Annotated in this window: 16 protein-coding genes; 3 read left to right on the plus strand and 13 right to left on the minus strand. The window is 57.0% G+C overall.

Annotated features, from left to right (window positions below; translation table 11 throughout):
* Positions 1–439: sugar phosphate nucleotidyltransferase (locus ASF72_RS20905; RefSeq protein WP_268760250.1), on the plus strand; the 439-nt coding region annotated here is incomplete at its 5' end.
* A gap of 16 nt (positions 440–455) precedes the next feature.
* On the opposite strand, the gene ASF72_RS03465 is transcribed toward ASF72_RS20905, so the two are convergent.
* From ASF72_RS03465 to ASF72_RS03505, 13 genes are all read right to left on the minus strand, one after another.
* The gene (locus ASF72_RS03465; RefSeq protein WP_050683471.1) at positions 456–902 is read right to left on the minus strand and encodes a VanZ family protein; all 447 of its coding nucleotides are present in this window, start codon (positions 900–902) and stop codon (positions 456–458) included.
* Between the two features lie 199 nt (positions 903–1,101).
* The gene (locus tag ASF72_RS03470; RefSeq protein WP_056596663.1) at positions 1,102–1,710 is read right to left on the minus strand and encodes an LPXTG cell wall anchor domain-containing protein; all 609 of its coding nucleotides are present in this window, start codon (positions 1,708–1,710) and stop codon (positions 1,102–1,104) included.
* Between the two features lie 181 nt (positions 1,711–1,891).
* The gene (locus ASF72_RS03475; RefSeq protein WP_235504642.1) at positions 1,892–3,730 is read right to left on the minus strand and encodes a DUF4012 domain-containing protein; all 1,839 of its coding nucleotides are present in this window, start codon (positions 3,728–3,730) and stop codon (positions 1,892–1,894) included.
* A 122-nt stretch (positions 3,731–3,852) separates the two neighbouring features.
* A complete protein-coding gene (locus ASF72_RS03480; RefSeq protein WP_056596666.1) occupies positions 3,853–5,289 on the minus strand; it encodes a sugar transferase in 1,437 nt (478 codons plus the stop codon).
* Between the two features lie 52 nt (positions 5,290–5,341).
* Entirely contained in the window at positions 5,342–6,316 is a 975-nt protein-coding gene (locus tag ASF72_RS03485; protein ID WP_050683474.1) for a GDP-L-fucose synthase family protein, read from the minus strand.
* Positions 6,316–7,344, minus strand: coding sequence for a GDP-mannose 4,6-dehydratase (gmd, locus tag ASF72_RS03490; protein WP_056596668.1), 1,029 nt, complete (start codon positions 7,342–7,344; stop codon positions 6,316–6,318). Before gmd ends, ASF72_RS03485 begins: the two co-directional genes overlap by 1 nt.
* 45 nt (positions 7,345–7,389) lie before the next feature.
* On the minus strand, positions 7,390–8,718 hold the full coding sequence (locus ASF72_RS03495) for a glycosyltransferase family 4 protein (protein ID WP_235504643.1): 1,329 nt from the start codon (positions 8,716–8,718) through the stop codon (positions 7,390–7,392).
* A complete protein-coding gene (locus ASF72_RS21210) occupies positions 8,636–9,232 on the minus strand; it encodes an acyltransferase (RefSeq protein WP_200933615.1) in 597 nt (198 codons plus the stop codon). The genes ASF72_RS03495 and ASF72_RS21210 overlap by 83 nt, the downstream gene beginning before the upstream one ends.
* Positions 9,229–9,852 (minus strand): glycosyltransferase, encoded by a 624-nt coding sequence (locus ASF72_RS20535; protein ID WP_162242788.1) that lies wholly within the window; start codon positions 9,850–9,852, stop codon positions 9,229–9,231. Before ASF72_RS20535 ends, ASF72_RS21210 begins: the two co-directional genes overlap by 4 nt.
* Positions 9,853–10,423: 571 nt before the next feature.
* Positions 10,424–11,473, minus strand: a complete 1,050-nt coding sequence (locus tag ASF72_RS20255; RefSeq protein WP_157370882.1) for a polysaccharide pyruvyl transferase family protein — start codon at positions 11,471–11,473, stop codon at positions 10,424–10,426.
* Positions 11,474–11,485: 12 nt separating this feature from the next.
* The gene (locus tag ASF72_RS19935) at positions 11,486–12,724 is read right to left on the minus strand and encodes an oligosaccharide flippase family protein (protein ID WP_082483996.1); all 1,239 of its coding nucleotides are present in this window, start codon (positions 12,722–12,724) and stop codon (positions 11,486–11,488) included.
* A 99-nt stretch (positions 12,725–12,823) separates the two neighbouring features.
* On the minus strand, positions 12,824–14,287 hold the full coding sequence (locus tag ASF72_RS19940; protein WP_235504644.1) for a polysaccharide biosynthesis tyrosine autokinase: 1,464 nt from the start codon (positions 14,285–14,287) through the stop codon (positions 12,824–12,826).
* A 224-nt stretch (positions 14,288–14,511) separates the two neighbouring features.
* The gene (locus ASF72_RS03505) at positions 14,512–14,976 is read right to left on the minus strand and encodes an Lrp/AsnC family transcriptional regulator (RefSeq protein WP_056597422.1); all 465 of its coding nucleotides are present in this window, start codon (positions 14,974–14,976) and stop codon (positions 14,512–14,514) included.
* A 161-nt stretch (positions 14,977–15,137) separates the two neighbouring features.
* On the opposite strand from ASF72_RS03505, the gene ASF72_RS03510 reads away from it, so the two are divergent.
* Together ASF72_RS03510 and ASF72_RS03515 are read left to right on the plus strand one after the other, a co-directional pair.
* On the plus strand, positions 15,138–16,370 hold the full coding sequence (locus ASF72_RS03510; RefSeq protein WP_056596674.1) for a thiamine pyrophosphate-dependent enzyme: 1,233 nt from the start codon (positions 15,138–15,140) through the stop codon (positions 16,368–16,370).
* Complete coding sequence (locus ASF72_RS03515; protein WP_056596677.1) at positions 16,367–17,479, plus strand: alpha-ketoacid dehydrogenase subunit beta; 1,113 nt, start codon at positions 16,367–16,369, stop codon at positions 17,477–17,479. The genes ASF72_RS03510 and ASF72_RS03515 overlap by 4 nt, the downstream gene beginning before the upstream one ends.
* The last annotated feature ends 2 nt before the right edge of the window (positions 17,480–17,481 follow it).

The following is a 17,481-nucleotide window of genomic DNA, read 5'->3' on the forward strand; positions in this document are numbered from 1 at the left end:
CCAGCAGAAGACCGGTGGATCGGTGATCGCCCTGATCGAGGTTGACCCCTCGCAGATCAGCGCCTACGGCTGTGCCGACATTTCCGTGGTGGCGGGCGAGGACTACGTCCGCGTGAACTCCCTGGTGGAAAAGCCCGCTGTGGGCGAGGCGCCGTCCAACCTGGCCGTGATCGGCCGGTACGTGCTGCACCCGGCCGTGTTCGGTGTCCTGGAGAACACCCCTCCGGGCCGCGGCAACGAAATCCAGCTGACCGACGCGCTGCAGACCCTTGCCGCGGGCGAGGGCAACGGCTCCGGCGTGTACGGGGTGGTCTTCAAGGGCCGCCGGTATGACACCGGCGACAAGCTCAGCTACCTCAAGGCCGTCATCACCCTGGCCTCCGAGCGCGTGGAATTCGGCGAAGACCTCAAAAGCTGGATGAAAGCCTTCGTCAACTAGCTTTAATCAACGCTTTTCACAGGTCCGCTGCCGCAAGGCGGCGGGCCTGTTTTATTTTGATGGCAGCGGTGGCAATGAGCGCGCCTATGACTGCGCCTGACGTGTTTGTCATGAGGTCAATGGGGCTGGCAAAACGGTCCTGGAGAAACAGCAGCTGGCCCAGTTCAATGCAGCAGGAAAGCAACAGCCCCACCAGCCCGCCTTGCCACCAGCGTTTCCGGAAAAAGGCAAGGGCGGCCACAAATCCGAGCGGCACAAAAAGGGCCACGTTGGCGGACATTTCCACAAAACGGTAATTGACCCAGCGGGGGATTCCGTGCCGGTGGAGCCGGCGCAGGAAGTCCTGCAACTCATTGCCCACGGGCGCATCCACCGGCGTGGGCCAGAAGGCCACAAAAGCCAGGGGGACCATCATGGCCAGCAGGACCGCCTGCCAGAGCCGGTGGTTGTCCAGGAGCCTCACCGGGCCGCCTGGAGCCCGCGGAGGCAGGCCAGAGGCAGGCAGGTGTGTGGTGTGCTGCGCCATGGTCTCCCCATAGGTCCAATCAGTACCACAGGCGGAGCAGTCCACCGCAGGGGTTTCGGGGTTAAATGTGGAAAGTGGGCGGCTTTCCGGTTTCCCGGGGCCGCCCACTTTCCGTGGTGCTTGGTGAGGCTGCTAGTTAGGCAGCAACCTCGGACTTGGCCTTGCGGCGGACAACCACAACAGAGGTTGCACCGGCAGCCAGCGCGCCCGCGCCAACCAGGGTCCAGAGGATCAGGCCGGAATCCGCGCCGGTGTTGGCCAGGCCGGAGCCCGTGTTGGCCAGCGGAGCGCCGCCACCGGCGTTGCCGGATGCGTTGCCGCCGGTGTTGGCCAGCGAGGCTGCAACCTTTACAACAACGGGACCAACGGTGATACCGGAGGTCACACCGCGGGCGGTGATGCTGTAGCTGCCTGCTTCACCCAGCGCGAGCGGGATGGAGAAGGCGCCCTGGGCATCGGTGGTGGTGCCAAAGGTCTGCGGTGCTGTGAACACGCTGATCACGGAAGCGACGGACTGCGTGCCCGCACCCGGTGCAGCCTCATCCAGCGGCGTCACGGTGACAACAACTTCCTCGTTCGGGAACAGGCCCGAGCCGGTGAAGGTGAACGTCTGGCCCGGTGCCGGCGTACCGGTGGTGACAGCAGCGGCCGGCGGAGTCACCGGGTACTGGGCGGCCATGGCGGGAGCCGAGCCGATGAGTGCAATGGAGCCCGCAAGCGCGATGGTAGCGAGTGTTTTTTTCATGTGTGTCCCCCCGGAGACTTTAAAGTTTTGTTGGTACCCGATTAGGAGTTTTCCCCCTCCGCACAAAGACCAGGTGCAGAACTACGGATAGTTATCCCACTGCAGACGTTACCAGCAGTCAATCGGTGTGAGCAACGTCAATCCATACGGTTTACATAGTGTTAACGCGATGGTCTTATTTTTAGCCACAGACCGCCTCGAGAGTTGGCAGTATTACGTCTTTGACCGGCTGCACTGTAGGTGTGACAACCACGGTAGGTTCCGTGTGCTGCACGATCTTTCCAAAATTAAATTCCACCGTCTTACTTTCTCCGGGTGCCAACCGGATCGCGTAGACGCCAACTGTTCGTTCGCTGTGTATATAAGGTGCAAAAGCCACTTGCTGGCCTGTGTCCGTGACCGTCTCGATGTTTGATTGGGACGGACCGTACGCCACAACGTTTGTCTGGACTGAACCGGGCGGCACGCCATGGATACCAGCTCCAGTGACATACTCAGGAAGGGACGTTGCCGCGTCGGGCGGAGCCGTATTGGTGCTGGTTACCCGGACTGTTGTTTGCTCGTAACCGTCCTTGGGGCAGGCCTTCACCAGTTGAACCGTGCGCTTGACGTAGTAGTCCATCTTGGCTCCGGTTCCATCGTTGAAATAGACGCCGAATTGGGCTGCCGGGATGCTGGTCCCGGCTATGGAACCACTCAATTGGTACTCGCCAAGGATGTTTTGCTCTTCACTCGATGAAGACCACACGAGCACGCGCCCTTCATTAGTTCCTTGGGCCACAGCTTTTAGGAGACCGGCTGCATCACTTTTTCCTTCTGAAAGTGCCTCAAAAATCTGTTGAGCCACAACCGCAAAATAATCGTCTTGTAGCGAAGGCTGCTCGATTTTCGCGTAGACATCGGACAGCAACGTGGGAACCACGTTGTTGCCGGTCAGTTGGCTCGGCAAGCCCATGTCAGCTAGCGCGGACAATTTGGGGTCCGAGAGAGTTATGGGGCCGGTAGCCTTGAGTAAGTAGCTCAGCACCACCGGGTCCACGGAAATTACGCCGTCTACCCGCTGGCCGTTTTTTCGTTCCCACATGGCCTGGGCAGTGGCGGCTGCGGTCGGAAAATCGGGCGTTAGGTTTACGTCCTGCATGAATTTGCCAAGACGTGTTGAGTAGATCTGCTGTTGGGCAGTATCAACGGGAAGCACCGGAGTCATCACGCCTACCTCGGCTGCACTGCTTTGCCCAGATAATGTGAGGCTTCCTCTATCAAAGGTTAAGACAGCCAACGCTCCGGGAATTCCACCTGACGCACGCGATTCCGCATTGTTTTGGATCATCAGCAAGTAGTTCCTTGGAGCGTTTGCTCCGAGCATCTCAGGGGCAATTTCAGCAGCATTGGCTGCGGCATCAAGTGCCTTTGTCACATCCCGCAACTGGTCACGGGCTTGGATCAGAGGCTCTGAAATTTGCGGCAGGAGGCCGCTGCCGTCGATACGTTCAAGGCGCTCCGCTGAAACTCTGACCACGTGAGCGGCGGCGGAAACGCTCGGCGACGCGTCCTGAAGCGGCTTCAAATCCGTAGGCAAGTCACTGGGCATCAGTTTCTGCCAGTCCAGCGAGGCGAACACCTTTACGAGGGGAGAAAGGCCCAGAGTGGCCACGTCATCTGCTGAACGCGCCACTTCCGCTACGGCGCCGAAATTTCCGCCGACCCAGGGAAGGGACGACGCCAAGGTCCAGAGTGGATCGCCTGCGGCGTCACTTGCTGCGGAGGTATGAGTGCGAAGTCTAAGTACCGTTGCATTTGCAGCCGGGGAGTCATCACGCGCAATCTCATCCTTGAGTGGGGCGATCAATGCCTGCGCAGAATGTAGTTCATCACTGATCACTGAGGCCTTTAGCCCGAGCCAAAGTCCCGCAAGACCAACCGCAAGTGCAGCGGTTGCGAAACAGATTAGGACCGTTTTGACATGGCTTCGCTTCATGTTGGTCGACTGGCGTACTCGACTTCTGGAGGTTTTCTGCATGGATGATTCTTCAGTTTCTGCGATCGGCAAAGTTGGTCGGTCGACGAAAATATGTACGAACGGGAAGGTGCTTTGGAGCCTCATGATTCATCTAATACGTGTCCTAGCTAAGCCGTTGATGGTCAGTATGCGCCGGTACTGTGGAATACCGCACGGGCAGTCCGCAGGATGATTACGAGGTCTCCGGCAAGGGACCAATTTTCAACGTAGTAGAGGTCGAGTCGGACGGAGTCCTGCCATGAAAGGTTGGATCTACCACTTACTTGCCACAGGCCGGTTACTCCCGGCTTCACCAACAGCCGCCTACGGACGTCGCTTTCGTAGGCCTCCACCTCGCGCGGAAGTGGAGGGCGAGGACCGACAAGGCTCATCGTTCCCGCGAAGACATTAAAGAGCTGCGGAAGCTCATCGATGCTGAAGCGCCTGAGGGGTGCTCCGATACGAGTGACACGAGGGTCATTCTTCAATTTGAAGAGGGGCCCCGATCCTTCATTCGCGGTGGCAAGCGCCGCCAGTCTCGCTTCGGCGTCAACCACCATTGAGCGAAATTTCAGCATCCTAAAGTGCTCGCCCTCAATACCGACCCGTTCCTGACGGAAAAGTATCGGCCCCTGGCTGTCAATCCTGATTAGAATTGCGACGACCAACATGATTGGTGCAGCAAGAACTATTAGACCTGCCGACACGATGATGTCGAAGAGGCGCTTGGCCACTCGCTGCCCACCCTCGAGGGTGGGCGTGGTTACATGGATAAGAGGTAAGCCTGACACCTGCTGGGTGTGAATTCGCGGCCCGGCTATGTCGGTCAAGGCAGGGGCCATGATCAGCCCAACGTTTCTCGACGCCAGTTCCCACCCGAGATGCCGCAGGGTCTGCGGATGGAGTTGAACTCCGGCAGATACCGCCACAGCATCGGCTCCGCACGCGTCAATCGCGGTGACAATTGATGCGGCGTCCGGCTTCGTGCCAAGGATCTTTAGTCCCGAGTCTGGCTCGAATTCGGCAGCGTTTTCGATACCTGGCATATACGCTGCCACAGGAAGGTACCCGGCATTTTTGGCTCGGTGAAGAGAGGCTGCGAGATGCGAGACCGCGCCAGGCCCTCCGAGTAGTAGCAACCGGGACATATTCTGCCCCTGACGTCTCTTGACGTTCAGGTGTTGCCGGATGAGCCACCGGCCAAGAAGCAGACCAACTAGACCAACAGGAAGAGCCAAACCAACGTAGCCCCGGGCTGTTTCGAATCTGAAAACATAGGAAATGATTGCGACGGATCCAAACAGCCATAGGGAAGCGGCTGCCACGCGCTTGTACTCATCAGCCCCGGAGCCTAAAACTCTGGGTTGACGGCTATTCCAAGCCCCCAGCATTATCCACCAGGTGATGGCGAGTGCGATGGATAGCCATACGTACGCCAATTCCTGGCCGGCGACAACGAAGTTGGGCTCAAGACCAAATCTGATAATAAACGCCCCGACGACCGCCCAAGTAACAACGAAGGCATCGACAATTCCTAGCAAACGCGAGGAACGGCCCCGCCAATTAGCATCGTCACTCATCCGGATTCCCCCATTTTCTAAACCGGAACCTGCATGGCCTGGTATCAGGTTGCTAACCGCGCACGGACTGTTTGTTTTCCCGGTACCAACCGACTGTGCTGCGGATGCCGTCTTTCAGCTCGATGGAGGAGGACCAGCCCGCCTGGGTCAACTTGGATACGTCCAGTAGTTTTCGCGGTGTTCCGTCTGGCTTTTCGGTGTCCCAGGCGATTTCACCTTCGTATCCGACAGCCTCCGCCACGAGACCTGCCAACTCTTTGATGGTAACGTCCGTGCCCGTGCCTACGTTGACTTGGGAAGGTCCGTCATAATTCTCCAGCAGATGAAGACAAGCCGCTGCCATGTCTTCAACGTGGAGGAACTCGCGTCGAGGACTACCCGAACCCCAATTTGTAACAATGGGAGTTCCGGCAAGTGCAGCTTCTTCGTACCGACGGATGAGAGCAGGTAGTACATGCGATCCCTCCCGCGAGAAGTTATCGCCGGGCCCGTACAGGTTTGTCGGCATTGCGGAAATCCAAGGTAGACCGTACTGACGACGAATGGCTTGTATTTGTGTTATTCCAGCGATTTTCGCGATGGCATAGGCATCATTTGTCGGCTCGAGGTGGCCGGTCAGCAACGAATCCTCGCGAATAGGCTGTTCAGCAAATTTCGGATAAATACAGGATGAACCTAAGAAGAGAAGTCGTTCAACGCCATACTCCCTGGCTGCATCGAGTACGTTCACCTGAATCCTCAGGTTATCGCTGAGGAAATCCACCGGGAACGTATTGTTCGCGAGAATCCCACCAACTTTTGCGGCTGCGAGAACCACATACCGAGGCTTATGTTCCTCGAAAAATGAGAAAACCGACTCGCGGTCTTTAAGGTCCATTTCTGAGGATGTCCGCCCGATCAGCGACGTAAAACCTTCCTGATCGAGTTTGTTCCAAATCGCGGATCCAACCAGACCGCGGTGACCGGCTACGTAGAACGGCGCGGCACGGTCTAGAGGCGCTGGTTCAAACGCCATGGCGTCGGACATCAATTCCTCCAGCTTTCGAGGTCTACGCTGTCGATCCAGTCATTGCCGGCGTGCTTCAAGGCTTCGATATCGGCATCCACCATAATGCGGGCAAGTTCCGGTGTGTGTACCGTGGCTTTCCATCCCAGTTTCTCCTGGGCTTTTGAGGCATCGCCAACAAGGGCATCGACTTCCGTAGGGCGCAGGTAGCGTTCGTCGAAACGGACATGGTCTTCCCATTTCAGCCCGGCGTGCTCGAACGAAATCTGAAGGAAGTCACGGACGGTGTATTTTCCGCCGGTAGCGAGGACAAAATCGTCGGGCTCATCTGCTTGAAGCATGCGCCACATACCTTCCACGTACTCGGCCGCGTAGCCCCAGTCACGTACGGCATCGAGGTTTCCCATGTAGAGCAGATCCTGTTTGCCGGCCTTGATGGCGGCGACTGCTCGCGTTATTTTGCGGGTAACGAAGGTTTCACCGCGGCGTGGGGACTCGTGATTAAAGAGGATGCCGTTCACGGCAAACATTCCGTACGCTTCGCGGTAGTTTTTGGTTATCCAGTAGCTGTAAACCTTGGCGGCACCATATGGCGATCGCGGATAAAATGGCGTGTCTTCATTTTGGGGCGGTGGTGTCGCCCCAAACATCTCAGAAGAGGACGCCTGGTAGAACCGAGTCTCGATGCCGGACATGCGAACTGCTTCCAGAAGGCGAATAGTTCCGACGCCTGTGGTATCGGCCGTGTGTTCGGGTTCGTCGAAGGACACTCGCACGTGCGACTGGGCAGCGAGGTTGTAAACCTCGTCCGGCCTGATTTCGGCGAGAAGGGTCACCAGCCGGGCACCGTCGCTGAGGTCACCGTAGTGGAGGAAGAGCTTGGCCTTCGGATCGTGCGGGTCGACGTAGAGGTGATCTACACGGGCCGTGTTGAATGTCGATGCACGACGAATCAGGCCGTGCACTTCGTAGCCCTTGGACAGCAAGAGCTCTGCGAGATAAGAGCCGTCCTGTCCTGTAATTCCAGTAATCAGCGCGCGCTTTGTCATGATACCCCCAGCAATAGTGACCAATGCAAAAAAGAGTCGCCCGACCTATCGGCCGCGCGACGATGCCAGACTTGTTATGAAGTCATTGTAGTGCGCCACAGCGGCCGCTTCAGACAATATTTCGTGCCTAAATCGTAAAGCGTTCTCGGCCAATTTTGCACCGATGGATGGCTCGTTAGCCAAGGCTTCAGCTGTCAGCACTAGAGCTAGTGGGTCATCTGCGTCGACCCGCACTCCGCCTCCGGAGTTTTCGATTTCATAAGCTGTGACGCTGTCCTCGTCTGTGGCCGCTATCACGGGTACGCCGGCATTGAAATAGGAAGTGAGCTTACTGGGTACGGCCATGTCTTTCACCCCGGGCAGTTCATTAACCAGAAGCACGTCCGCTGCAACAAGCGCGAGCTGAAATTCCACATCCGGTAAAGAATCAACAAAGCTAATATTTGTGATCCCGGCTGCAGACGCCTCAAGTTGTTTCCGTTGGTTACCATCCCCCATCAGTACGAAACGGACGCGGCTCCTTCTTTCGTCGGCAACTTTGGCTGCCTCGATGACATTTTCGAGGCCTTGTTTTTTGCCCATATTTCCGGCATGGAGAACTATCACGTCATCTGGTTGCCAGCCCAGGCGCTGGCGAAGCTCCGCAGCGCCGCTGGTCGGCGAGGCCGGCAAGTGGGTCCAGTTGCGAATTACTTCTACGCTGGGTTCTGGGACATGCAATGCTTTGACCATGTGCCGCTTAAAACGGTCATGAATGGCTGCGACGCCGTCTGCCGAACGCAGGATCTTGGACTCGACAGCGGTAGCGAACTGCCCGAGCTTTCCCCCTCCGGTACCAGTCTCAACGACTCCGCGACTGTAGAGGTCTTGTATCCAGATACCCACGGCCGGCCTATTTGGGCGCGATCGAATGCGAATCATGGCCAGAGCACATGAAAACAACGCCGGACTGACGACCAGGACCACGTCGGGCTTGTGCCAGCGGGCGAACATCAGTCTTAGGCCAAAGCTGAGTTCCATGTGAATGCGGCCGATGGCAGTCGGCTTCCGGGGAATATGGTGGCGCAGGCGGCGTACGGACACGCCATTGATTTCTTCCTCGGATGACCAGCCAGAATAGCCTTGCTTGAGGTCCCACTCCGGGTAGTGAGGATACCCCGTAACAACGTGTACGACGTGCCCTGCGGCCTTTAGACCCTCGGCGAGACTCGTTGTATAGGGCGCATTTCCTGAAGGCTCCGGCGAGTAGTTGATGCCCAATATCGTGATGCGAAGGCCTTTTTTGCCCGAGTTACTTGATTGTGTCATTAGATGCTCGTTTGCTAATCGTAAGGATGTCCAACGCTGCTGCGTGCCGTTGACGATCTGACTCATTCGGAAAGCGAGATCCGACGGATCTGGCCGGGGATCCTACAGCTATTGAATAAGGCGGGATGTCTTTCGTGACTACTGAACCAGCACCGATGACGCTTCCTTCCCCGATACTGACGCCACCCAGGACTATGACGCCCGCTCCAATCCAAACGTCCCTACCCACCGATACCTTGTCGTCTTCGCGAGGCTTTCTATCTCCAACCCATATTCCCTCCACGATTGGTGTTCCTACGATCGAAAAATCGTGGTCCATGCGCCCCACAATTTGTACATTTCTAGCGATGAGAGCAAAATCGCCAATAACTCCATCCACTTCGATCACTGATCCTGGGCCGACAGAGACATTGTTTCCGACTTGTAACCCGTGCAATGAATTGACGCGGCTGCCCAGTCCCGCCCGGAAGTTTGTACCGGTAGTTACGTTGGATCCCACGGCGAGTCTGTTGAGAACGCTTCTGACAACTTTTTGAAGCGGAACAGGAATCCGGGAACGGTTGGCTTCGTGTTCTGTCATGATTCTGGCCACCCTGTCGCATCAAGCGCTTGCGGCTGATTGCGGAGGCTGTCCAAAAGCCCGCGTGCCATGGACTCCGCGGAATAGCTTGCCTTGATGGGTGCAGCCAGTTCCTCGGGTTTCGGAAATTTGTGCACCCCGGCGTATACATTCCGCAGCAAGTCCGCCAACGAACCGGGATCATCTTCCGTAAAACGAGCGACGCCACCGTATCTTTCCAGCTCAACTTCGGGCGCATGGGGTTCATTATCCGCGATGAGCATTGGGACCCCGAAGCCGAGGCTTTGAGTCAGACTGAGACCAACATATCCAGGCGAGACCGAGCAAATGGCATCAGAGTACACATCGCCAAGTTTTTGCGGTTCGCCGATAGGCCCGAGAAAGTCGACCCGTTCGGCGCACCCCAGCCTGGAAGCAAGTGTTCGCAGCGATTCGAGTTCTTCGCCCTGTCCAACGATCTTGAGTCGCGTACTTTCCATGCCAGCCAGGGCGAAGGCTCTGATCAGAAGGTCGACTTTCTTCTCTTGGACTAGGCGCCCTACGTATATGACCGAATTTTTGGGGCTTCCAGTTTCAGCAGGTCCGAGATTTGCCACTGAATAGAGTGCATTGGGCGCCACCCATACAGGCTGGTTGGGGAGATCCGCCCGCGCTGGAACTACGCTGTCATATCCGTAGAGGACTGTCCCGTCAGCAAGAGCTCGCATGGAGAGCCTAAGGCGCGATGTCCATGAGCCAGCACCGGCCCGGGGATAGAGATGCCCCCAAACAATCGTGCGACGCCTCAGAACCTTCCTTGCGGCCAACAGCAGCCAAGCACTAATACAACGAGGATTGAGATCGAGCATTAGGGTCTCGGCCCGGATAGCTTGAGTTGTATGGCCTCGAAGGATAATTCCTCGGTTGGCGAGAAACCAGGCTTTTAGGGGCTCATAGAGTGAGCCGTCAATCCCAGTCGTAACCGTGGCAGTTAGTTGACGAGGTCCAGCGAATATGGCCGGATTGCCTGGAGCCGATTGTTCGACGAGCGACTCGACGCAGGCCTGGCGGTAGAATGGCAAAACTGTCAGGTACATCGCGTCTTGTCGTGACTGATTCGGACTTTTCATGAGTCTCCGTAAGAATCAAAAGGCCAATAAAAGATTAAAAATGCAAAAATAGTGGTGCGCTCGATGCATTGCCTTAAACGAACTAATTCAAAGTGCTCAAGACCTTATGGACAGAGGCCTGGGCTTGCCGAATCGCCTGTTCAAATTCAGACTCTCGAAGTGAGAAATCCTGAGCTAAAATTAGCGGCTCAGTGGGAGAGTCAGAAGCTGGCATGTTGTTAACGACAATATATTCACCGAAGCCTGATGCTAGAGTCGAACGGATTTTATCCGCACCATCAAACCTGTATTCGACGGGCAATGCGCCGCAATTTATTCCGAAAATCAAGCCGTGGAGACGATTGCTGACGACCGCATATGACGAGCTGTAAATCTCATCGACAATTCGTTGTTGTTCGGAATGACTTTTTGATAGCCATAAATATGACCTGAGTTCAAACTTCTCAGCCAGTGCTAAGTGCTGCGAATCGTCTCTCGCTACTTGAGAAACAAGAACGACCTTAAAACCTAGTTCATCCAGGTTTTTGACGAGGCGTTCAAATGTGTCCACGTCGACCTGAGTATCGCTTCTGAATGAGCACGCAATCACGCCTCGATTTTCAGTTCGAGCTGCCTTCATATGACCCAGCGCAATGTCCGGCGCGAAGGTCAGTGGGCGGCCAACAACGGAAGCCGAAACGGTATCTCGTACTACGTATGCCTTGGACAGGCGAATGAGTAACTTTTCAAGGCATTTCGCCAGGGGGGCGTCTCCGCGGACAGCCCGTCCCGCCGTGACCACCACTCCACCTGTCATTTTGATCAAAAGTATATTCACCAGCATCAGCATCGCTTTGGCTAGCGCTTTCGGTGCGTCGCTCAGCGTGTGAGGGCCAGGGGCATAAGCCAAGTTCGCTCTGCCCGAAATTGCGGCAAAGAATAGATTTAGTTGGAAAAAAACGGGATTAGAAACAAGAGTCACATCTCCTGAAAGCTCAAATGCCTCTATGTATGTTTGTGGCATCCGATGAGTCAGAAGGACTAATGGTGTTTTGTTCTCCGCGAAAGTCTCAAAGAAGAGGCGACGAATCGCAATATCACCGAGGTTATCCTGCTGTGCGCATATACTGCCGAACATTCGCTTTTTAGGCACTTTTATCACAATCTAGATAGTTGTCGACTGACGATGGCGTGCGGTTCGTCGTCGTATAAGACGAGTTATAGGTGCGGCCAAGATAGCTGACTGAAGTATAAAAGAGAAGCTCAAGGCTAAGGCGGCGCCTATGGCACCCGCAAGTAGTCCGCCTATTCCGGCGAGAATAAGGCACGCCAGGGTTGTGGTTACTGCAGTCTTAGCTACAAAGTACTGGAGGCCAGCTCCTTGCAATATGGAACTAAAAAGAGATGACAAAGCAGCAAACACTAGTCCCGCTAGTACCACTTGTAACGGTAAAATAGCGCCTTGATAGATTTCGCCTAAAAATAATTTCACCATAATAGGGACGATCATCATCAGGCCACCGTAAAGAATTGCGCATGATACGACAACAAACCAAACCATTCGAAACAACGAACGGATTTGCTTCTCGCTTGTCGTAGCGCTTGCTGGCAACAGAACTGCAGCCATCGACGTGGATAGTAGTCGCAGAGGACCAGTTGCTCGGCTAGTTGCGGCATAGAAGCCTGCTTGACTTGCGCCTGCCACGGCCGAAACGATCAAAGTGTCCAAGTTTCGAGCCTGGGTTCCCAGTGAGTTCAGCCAGTATGGCCAAGAGATACGAATAATTTCACGGAAAGTATGTCGCGGCGGCATGATTGTGAGTCTTCCACGGACTATCTTGCGGATAACGATTAGCGATATCAGAGCCGTAACTGCCATAGCCGCCGAAAACGCAAAAGCCGCATTTACTCCGACAATAACTGCGCCAATGTAAAGTAGCGCGGTGATAATTCGCCGTGCTAGAAGATTTTGACTATTGATGCGGGCATCACCATCAGCTAGCGGAACTGACAGCCAAGTGTCGGCATGCCGTTCGCATGCCGCCCATATGGCCAGGGGAAGCAGGAGAAAAAAATATGGATCAAGAGCAATTCCAAGGATTACTAGGGGAATGGCTACTGAGAACGCAAGGATGAACGCAAGGCGATCAGTTATCCTAAGTGCGGTGTGAATAAGTGGATTCGCAGGATCCGCTGCTCGTTCCTTGACTACCATGGTCGCAATTCCGGGATCAAAGGCAGCCTGAAACACGATCATCGCTCCAAACGCTGCCGAAAACACGCCAAAATCGTGCGGACCCAAATCTCTGGCCAGCAGCAGCATAGTTGCGGCTTGGATTAGAGCCCCTAGCAGTCTTCCAACGGAAACCCAGGCAAATTGAGAAAAAAGCTTTTTTCTGTCCATGAATGCCCCCCCAGATGAACAACTTACTTCAAGTTACTGCCGACCCGAATTTTCAGGATGTTATTCATTCTGTCAACCAAGAGTCCCAGGTCGCTATGCTTACCTATTTTGGCGAGACTCAGCGCGGGTAGGCAATTGAGCCCGGGACTCAGCAGGAAACGTTGTGGGCGCACGCAGCGTTGTTCCCATGTCAGGTTCATTTTCTAGTGTTGGAGGCTTCCGCTGGGATTCGCTGGGAATATTCGACGTCGAGGCGCTGTCATAGCTGTAGTAACTGTACGAGTACGCATCGGCACCCTTGGACGGCAAGCGATTGATCACGACGCCCAGAAGCTTAGCGTCTACAAGGTCCAACGCAGCAAGTGACTTCTCGAGTTCTGGCCGAGTTGTTTTCTGCGATCCAACGACGACGACAACACCGGCCACCACCTGTGCAAGCACAGCCGCATCGGTTACCGGCAGTAGCGGCGGAGCGTCGAGGACGACAACGTCAAATGCCGCTTCGAGCAGTCCAAGGAGGCTTTGCATCTCATGGGATCCGAGGAGCTCGCTGGGGTTTGGAGGGATTGCGCCTGAAGTGATGACACATAGTCCGTCCTCACCCCAAGGCTGCAATACATCGTCTAATTCCGAAGTCCCCAATAACACTGTAGTGAGACCCACACGGCGCTCGAGCCCGAGGTAGGAATCCACCATGGGGCGTCGAAGATCGGCATCTACTAGGCACACACTTTGCCCGGACTGCGCCAAAGCCAGAGCTAGATTAGTTGCCGTCGTGCTCTTGCCTTCGCCGGGAATTGAGGACGTGACGAGAACGCTCTTACGGCCACCCGTGACCTGGGCGAACTGTAGATTTGTGCGCAATTGGCGGAACGCTTCTGCGCGGGGGCCCTGAGGTGTGGTCTGAGTCAGCAGTGGTTTTTTGGTGGCCTCAGGATCGAAGGTAATTCGTCCCAGGATAGGGGCGTCAGTTACCTGCCGAAGTTCAGTCTCTCCGCGCACCAAGGTATCAAATCGAGTCCGTAGAAGTGCTCCTGCGACGCCGACTCCCAAACCCAGAAGTAGGCCTAACGCCAAGTTCACTTTCGTGTTCGGGGCTGAAGGCTGCTGAGGAGCAACTGCTGGTGCGATGATGGATAGCCGCACTGGCGATGTCCCGCCAGCTTTTGGCCTTTCCAAATCATCGACTACCTTCACGAGACTCGCACCCACCGCCTGGGCAATTGCCGACGCTTGCGCGGGTGAACCGTCGGAGGCAGAAATGGTGATAAGCACAGTATTTGGATCCGAGGAAGCAGTGATTCTGTCTGCGAGATCTGCCGCCGTCTCGTTGAGCCCCAAAGAGTCGATGACCGGGCTCAGGACAACCGGGCTGCTTACGGTTTTAACGTAGGACTGTACGCGTGCCTGGCTGAATGTATTGCCCTGCTGCAGCTCTGTGACTGTACCCGAGCTTTGGATTGCAACAAAGAGTTGAGTACTAGATGTGTAAGTTGGCTTAATAAGCATGGATGCTGCTCCGCCGATCAGGAGCCCAGCCAAGGCTAAAGAAACAATCAACATCCAATTGCGTCTGAGAATGCGCAGATAGTCTCGTAAGTCCAACCGGTCCCCCTGTGTCGCGACTGGGGGCTGCCGATGGCGAGCACCACCAGAACGGCTATATTCGTGCAGTTGGACCAATCATACCGGTTCTATCGGCGGCCGCGACAAAGATGTCACGAACAGCGGCTCCTGCAAAAGAGACTTAATTGAAGCGGCCTCATTATGACCGAATTACTGCAGGATCATCGAACGTCAGCATCCTCAAACACCAGGAATGTCTGCGTATCCAGCACCCCGGGCATGGATTGCAGTTGGTCGAAAATCACCCGGCGCAAGTCGATATTGTCCACTGCGCGGACCAGAAGGATCACATCGAAGTCGCCGCCCACGAGGGCCACGTGGTGTACTTCCGGTATGGCTGCCAGCAGGTCCCGAAGCTCGCGCCACGAATTCTGCTTCAACTTGAGCGTCACGTAGGCAGACGACCGCAGCCCGGCTTTGATTGGGTCCACGAGTGCCGTGAACCTGGAGAGCACCCCCTCGGACGTGAGCCGGCCGATCCGCGTGTACGCATGAGCACGGGAAATGTGGACGTTCTCCGCCACTTGTGTCACGGACATCCGGCCGTCCCGGGTCAGTTCCGAAATTATCTTCTGGTCGATCTCATCCAGGGGAACGGGTTCCGTCCCCTCGTCCTTCGCTGCCAATTTGTCCACGCACCCCGTCAGTAACCTGGCTCACAATTACAATACGTCTTTCATCCTAGGCAGATTCGTGCGGCTTCTCCACGGTTTCCTAAGATGCTGGATACGAAACCTCCCCAAGGTCAATACTGGGAAGGAATAGTGGCAACAGAAGGACGGAACCGATGACGATCTCCGCGAACCACACGGCACAGGACCAGGACCGGACTGCAGCGGTCGAGGATGCCCTCACAGAGGCAGTTACGAAGTTCGGCATCACCGCCGAGGACTACATGCTTCCGGCACGGCACCAGATCGAGATGGTGGACCCGGACGGCAGGCTAAAGTCCCGGGCGGAACAGGGCGCCGAACCCGGGCATGAGTACCCTGTTCCCGGCGATGACGAACTGTTGGCTGCGTACGAGCATCTCGTCGTCGGACGCCGGGTCAACGACCAGAACTCTGCCCTTGTCCGGCAGGGCCGGATGGCCGTCTACCCGTCCAGCCACGGCCAGGAGGCCTGCCAGGTGGCGGCTGCCCTGTGCCTCTCCAAGAGTGACTGGATGTTCCCGACTTACCGCGACGCCGTCGCCGTGATGACCCGTGGCGTGGATCCCGTTCAGGTGATGACCATCTTCCGGGGTGACTGGCACAGTGGGTACGATCCGCTCCAGCACAACGTGGGCATCCAGTGCACGCCACTGACCACGCAGCTCCTGCACGGGGTGGGCGTGGCGCACGCCGCAAAACTGCGGGGCGAGGACACCGTGGTGCTGGCCATGTGCGGCGATGGCGCCACCAGTGAAGGCGACTTCCATGAGGCGCTTAACTTCGCCGCTGTCTTCCACCTGCCCGTCATTTTCTTTGTCCAGAACAATAAGTACGCCATCTCCGTGCCGCTGGCCCACCAGTCTGTGGCGCCGTCTCTTGCCCACAAGGCCGTTGGCTACGGTATGGCCGGCGAACGCGTGGACGGAAACGATGTAGTTGCCCTTCTAGCCGTCCTTGACCGCGCCGTGAAGCTCGCCCGTGAAGGGTCCGGCCCACTGCTGGTGGAAGCCAACACCTATCGGATGCAGGCCCACACCAACGCCGACGACGACACCCGCTACCGCGAAAGCAGCGAGGTTGCCGAGTGGCGGGCCAAGGACCCGGTGAACCGGATGCGCGCCTACCTCACAGACCGCGGCCTGCTGGACGACGACGGCGAGGTCCGGATCCGCGAACATGCGGAGGCTGTTGCCTCGCAGTTGAGGGAAGGTCTCAGCGAGGACGTGCCCGTGGAGCCGCAGGAACTCTTCCGCCACGTGTTCGCCCGGCAGACCCCGCAACTGAAGGAACAGTCAGCCCTGCTGGCCGACGAACTCGCCCGGGACGCTGCAGCCCAGAACTCCGCAGACCAGGAGGCCGGCAAGTGAGCCCCACCATCACCACCTCATCCGAGGCCAATGGCAACGTCAGCGTCGCAACGGCCCGGGCAGCTGCGTCCGCTGCTGCCTCTGCAGAAGCCGCCGGTCCGCAGCTCGTCACCATGGCCAAGGCCCTCAACACCGCGCTGTCCGATGCCATGCATGCAGATTCCTCTGTTCTGGTGTTCGGCGAGGACGTGGGAATGCTGGGCGGCGTCTTCCGCATCACGGATGGGCTCACCGCCACGTTCGGCGAGCAGCGGTGCTTCGATACTCCGCTGGCCGAATCAGGCATCGTTGGCATGGCCGTGGGTATGGCGATCAACGGGATGCGCCCGGTGATCGAGATGCAGTTTGACGCGTTTGCATACCCGGCGTTCGAGCAGATCATCAGCCACGTGGCCAAGATGCACAACCGCACGAAGGGTGCGGTGAAGCTGCCTTTGGTGATCCGCATCCCGTACGGCGGAGGCATCGGGGGAGTGGAGCACCACTGTGACTCCTCCGAGGCGTACTACGCCCACACCGCCGGCCTGAAGGTTTACACCCCGGCCACGGTGGCGGACGGCTACACGATGCTTCGCGAAGCCATCGACTCGGATGACCCCGTCATCTTCATGGAACCCAAGAAGATGTACTGGACCAAGGACACCGTTGACCTGGCCGACCTCCGCTCCCAGCACAAGGCCAACGCGGCCGCCGGCACCTCGTCCGAGGGGCGTGCCGCCGTCGCCCGCCCAGGCACGGACGCAACATTGATCGCCTACGGCCCCTCGGTCCCAACCGCTCTTGCCGCCGCCGAAGCTGCTGCACTGGAAGGGAGGTCCCTCGAGGTCATCGACGTCCGCTCGATTGTCCCGTTCGACGACGAGACCGTCAGCGCCTCCGTCCGCAAGACCGGCCGTGCCGTGGTGATCGCCGAAGCCCACGGTTTCGCCTCCGTGTCCTCCGAAATTGTGGCGCGGGTCCAGGAACGCTGTTTCCACCACCTGGCCGCGCCCATCCGGCGGGTAACCGGATTCGACGTTCCTTACCCCGCTCCGAAGCTGGAGCACTATTACCTGCCCGGCGTGGACCGCATTCTCGACGCCGTTGACGACCTCCAGTGGGAGAACTGAAC

This window comes from Arthrobacter sp. Leaf141 (assembly GCF_001424565.1).
In the GTDB taxonomy this organism is placed as follows: Bacteria; Actinomycetota; Actinomycetes; order Actinomycetales; family Micrococcaceae; genus Arthrobacter.

What these genes read in the sequence shown, in the direction of transcription:
- ASF72_RS19940 (WP_235504644.1), bottom strand. Translation starts at nt 14,287, where the DNA reads ATGTTGATTGTTTCTTTAGCCTTGGCTGGGCTCCTGATCGGCGGAGCA.
- ASF72_RS21210 (WP_200933615.1), bottom strand. Translation starts at nt 9,232, where the DNA reads ATGACAGAACACGAAGCCAACCGTTCCCGGATTCCTGTTCCGCTTCAA.
- ASF72_RS03475 (WP_235504642.1), bottom strand. Translation starts at nt 3,730, where the DNA reads ATGCAGAAAACCTCCAGAAGTCGAGTACGCCAGTCGACCAACATGAAG.
- ASF72_RS03495 (WP_235504643.1), bottom strand. Translation starts at nt 8,718, where the DNA reads ATGAGTCAGATCGTCAACGGCACGCAGCAGCGTTGGACATCCTTACGA.
- ASF72_RS03470 (WP_056596663.1), bottom strand. Translation starts at nt 1,710, where the DNA reads ATGAAAAAAACACTCGCTACCATCGCGCTTGCGGGCTCCATTGCACTC.
- ASF72_RS03510 (WP_056596674.1), top strand. Translation starts at nt 15,138, where the DNA reads ATGACGATCTCCGCGAACCACACGGCACAGGACCAGGACCGGACTGCA.
- ASF72_RS19935 (WP_082483996.1), bottom strand. Translation starts at nt 12,724, where the DNA reads ATGGACAGAAAAAAGCTTTTTTCTCAATTTGCCTGGGTTTCCGTTGGA.
- ASF72_RS03480 (WP_056596666.1), bottom strand. Translation starts at nt 5,289, where the DNA reads ATGAGTGACGATGCTAATTGGCGGGGCCGTTCCTCGCGTTTGCTAGGA.
- gmd (WP_056596668.1), bottom strand. Translation starts at nt 7,344, where the DNA reads ATGACAAAGCGCGCGCTGATTACTGGAATTACAGGACAGGACGGCTCT.
- ASF72_RS03485 (WP_050683474.1), bottom strand. Translation starts at nt 6,316, where the DNA reads ATGTCCGACGCCATGGCGTTTGAACCAGCGCCTCTAGACCGTGCCGCG.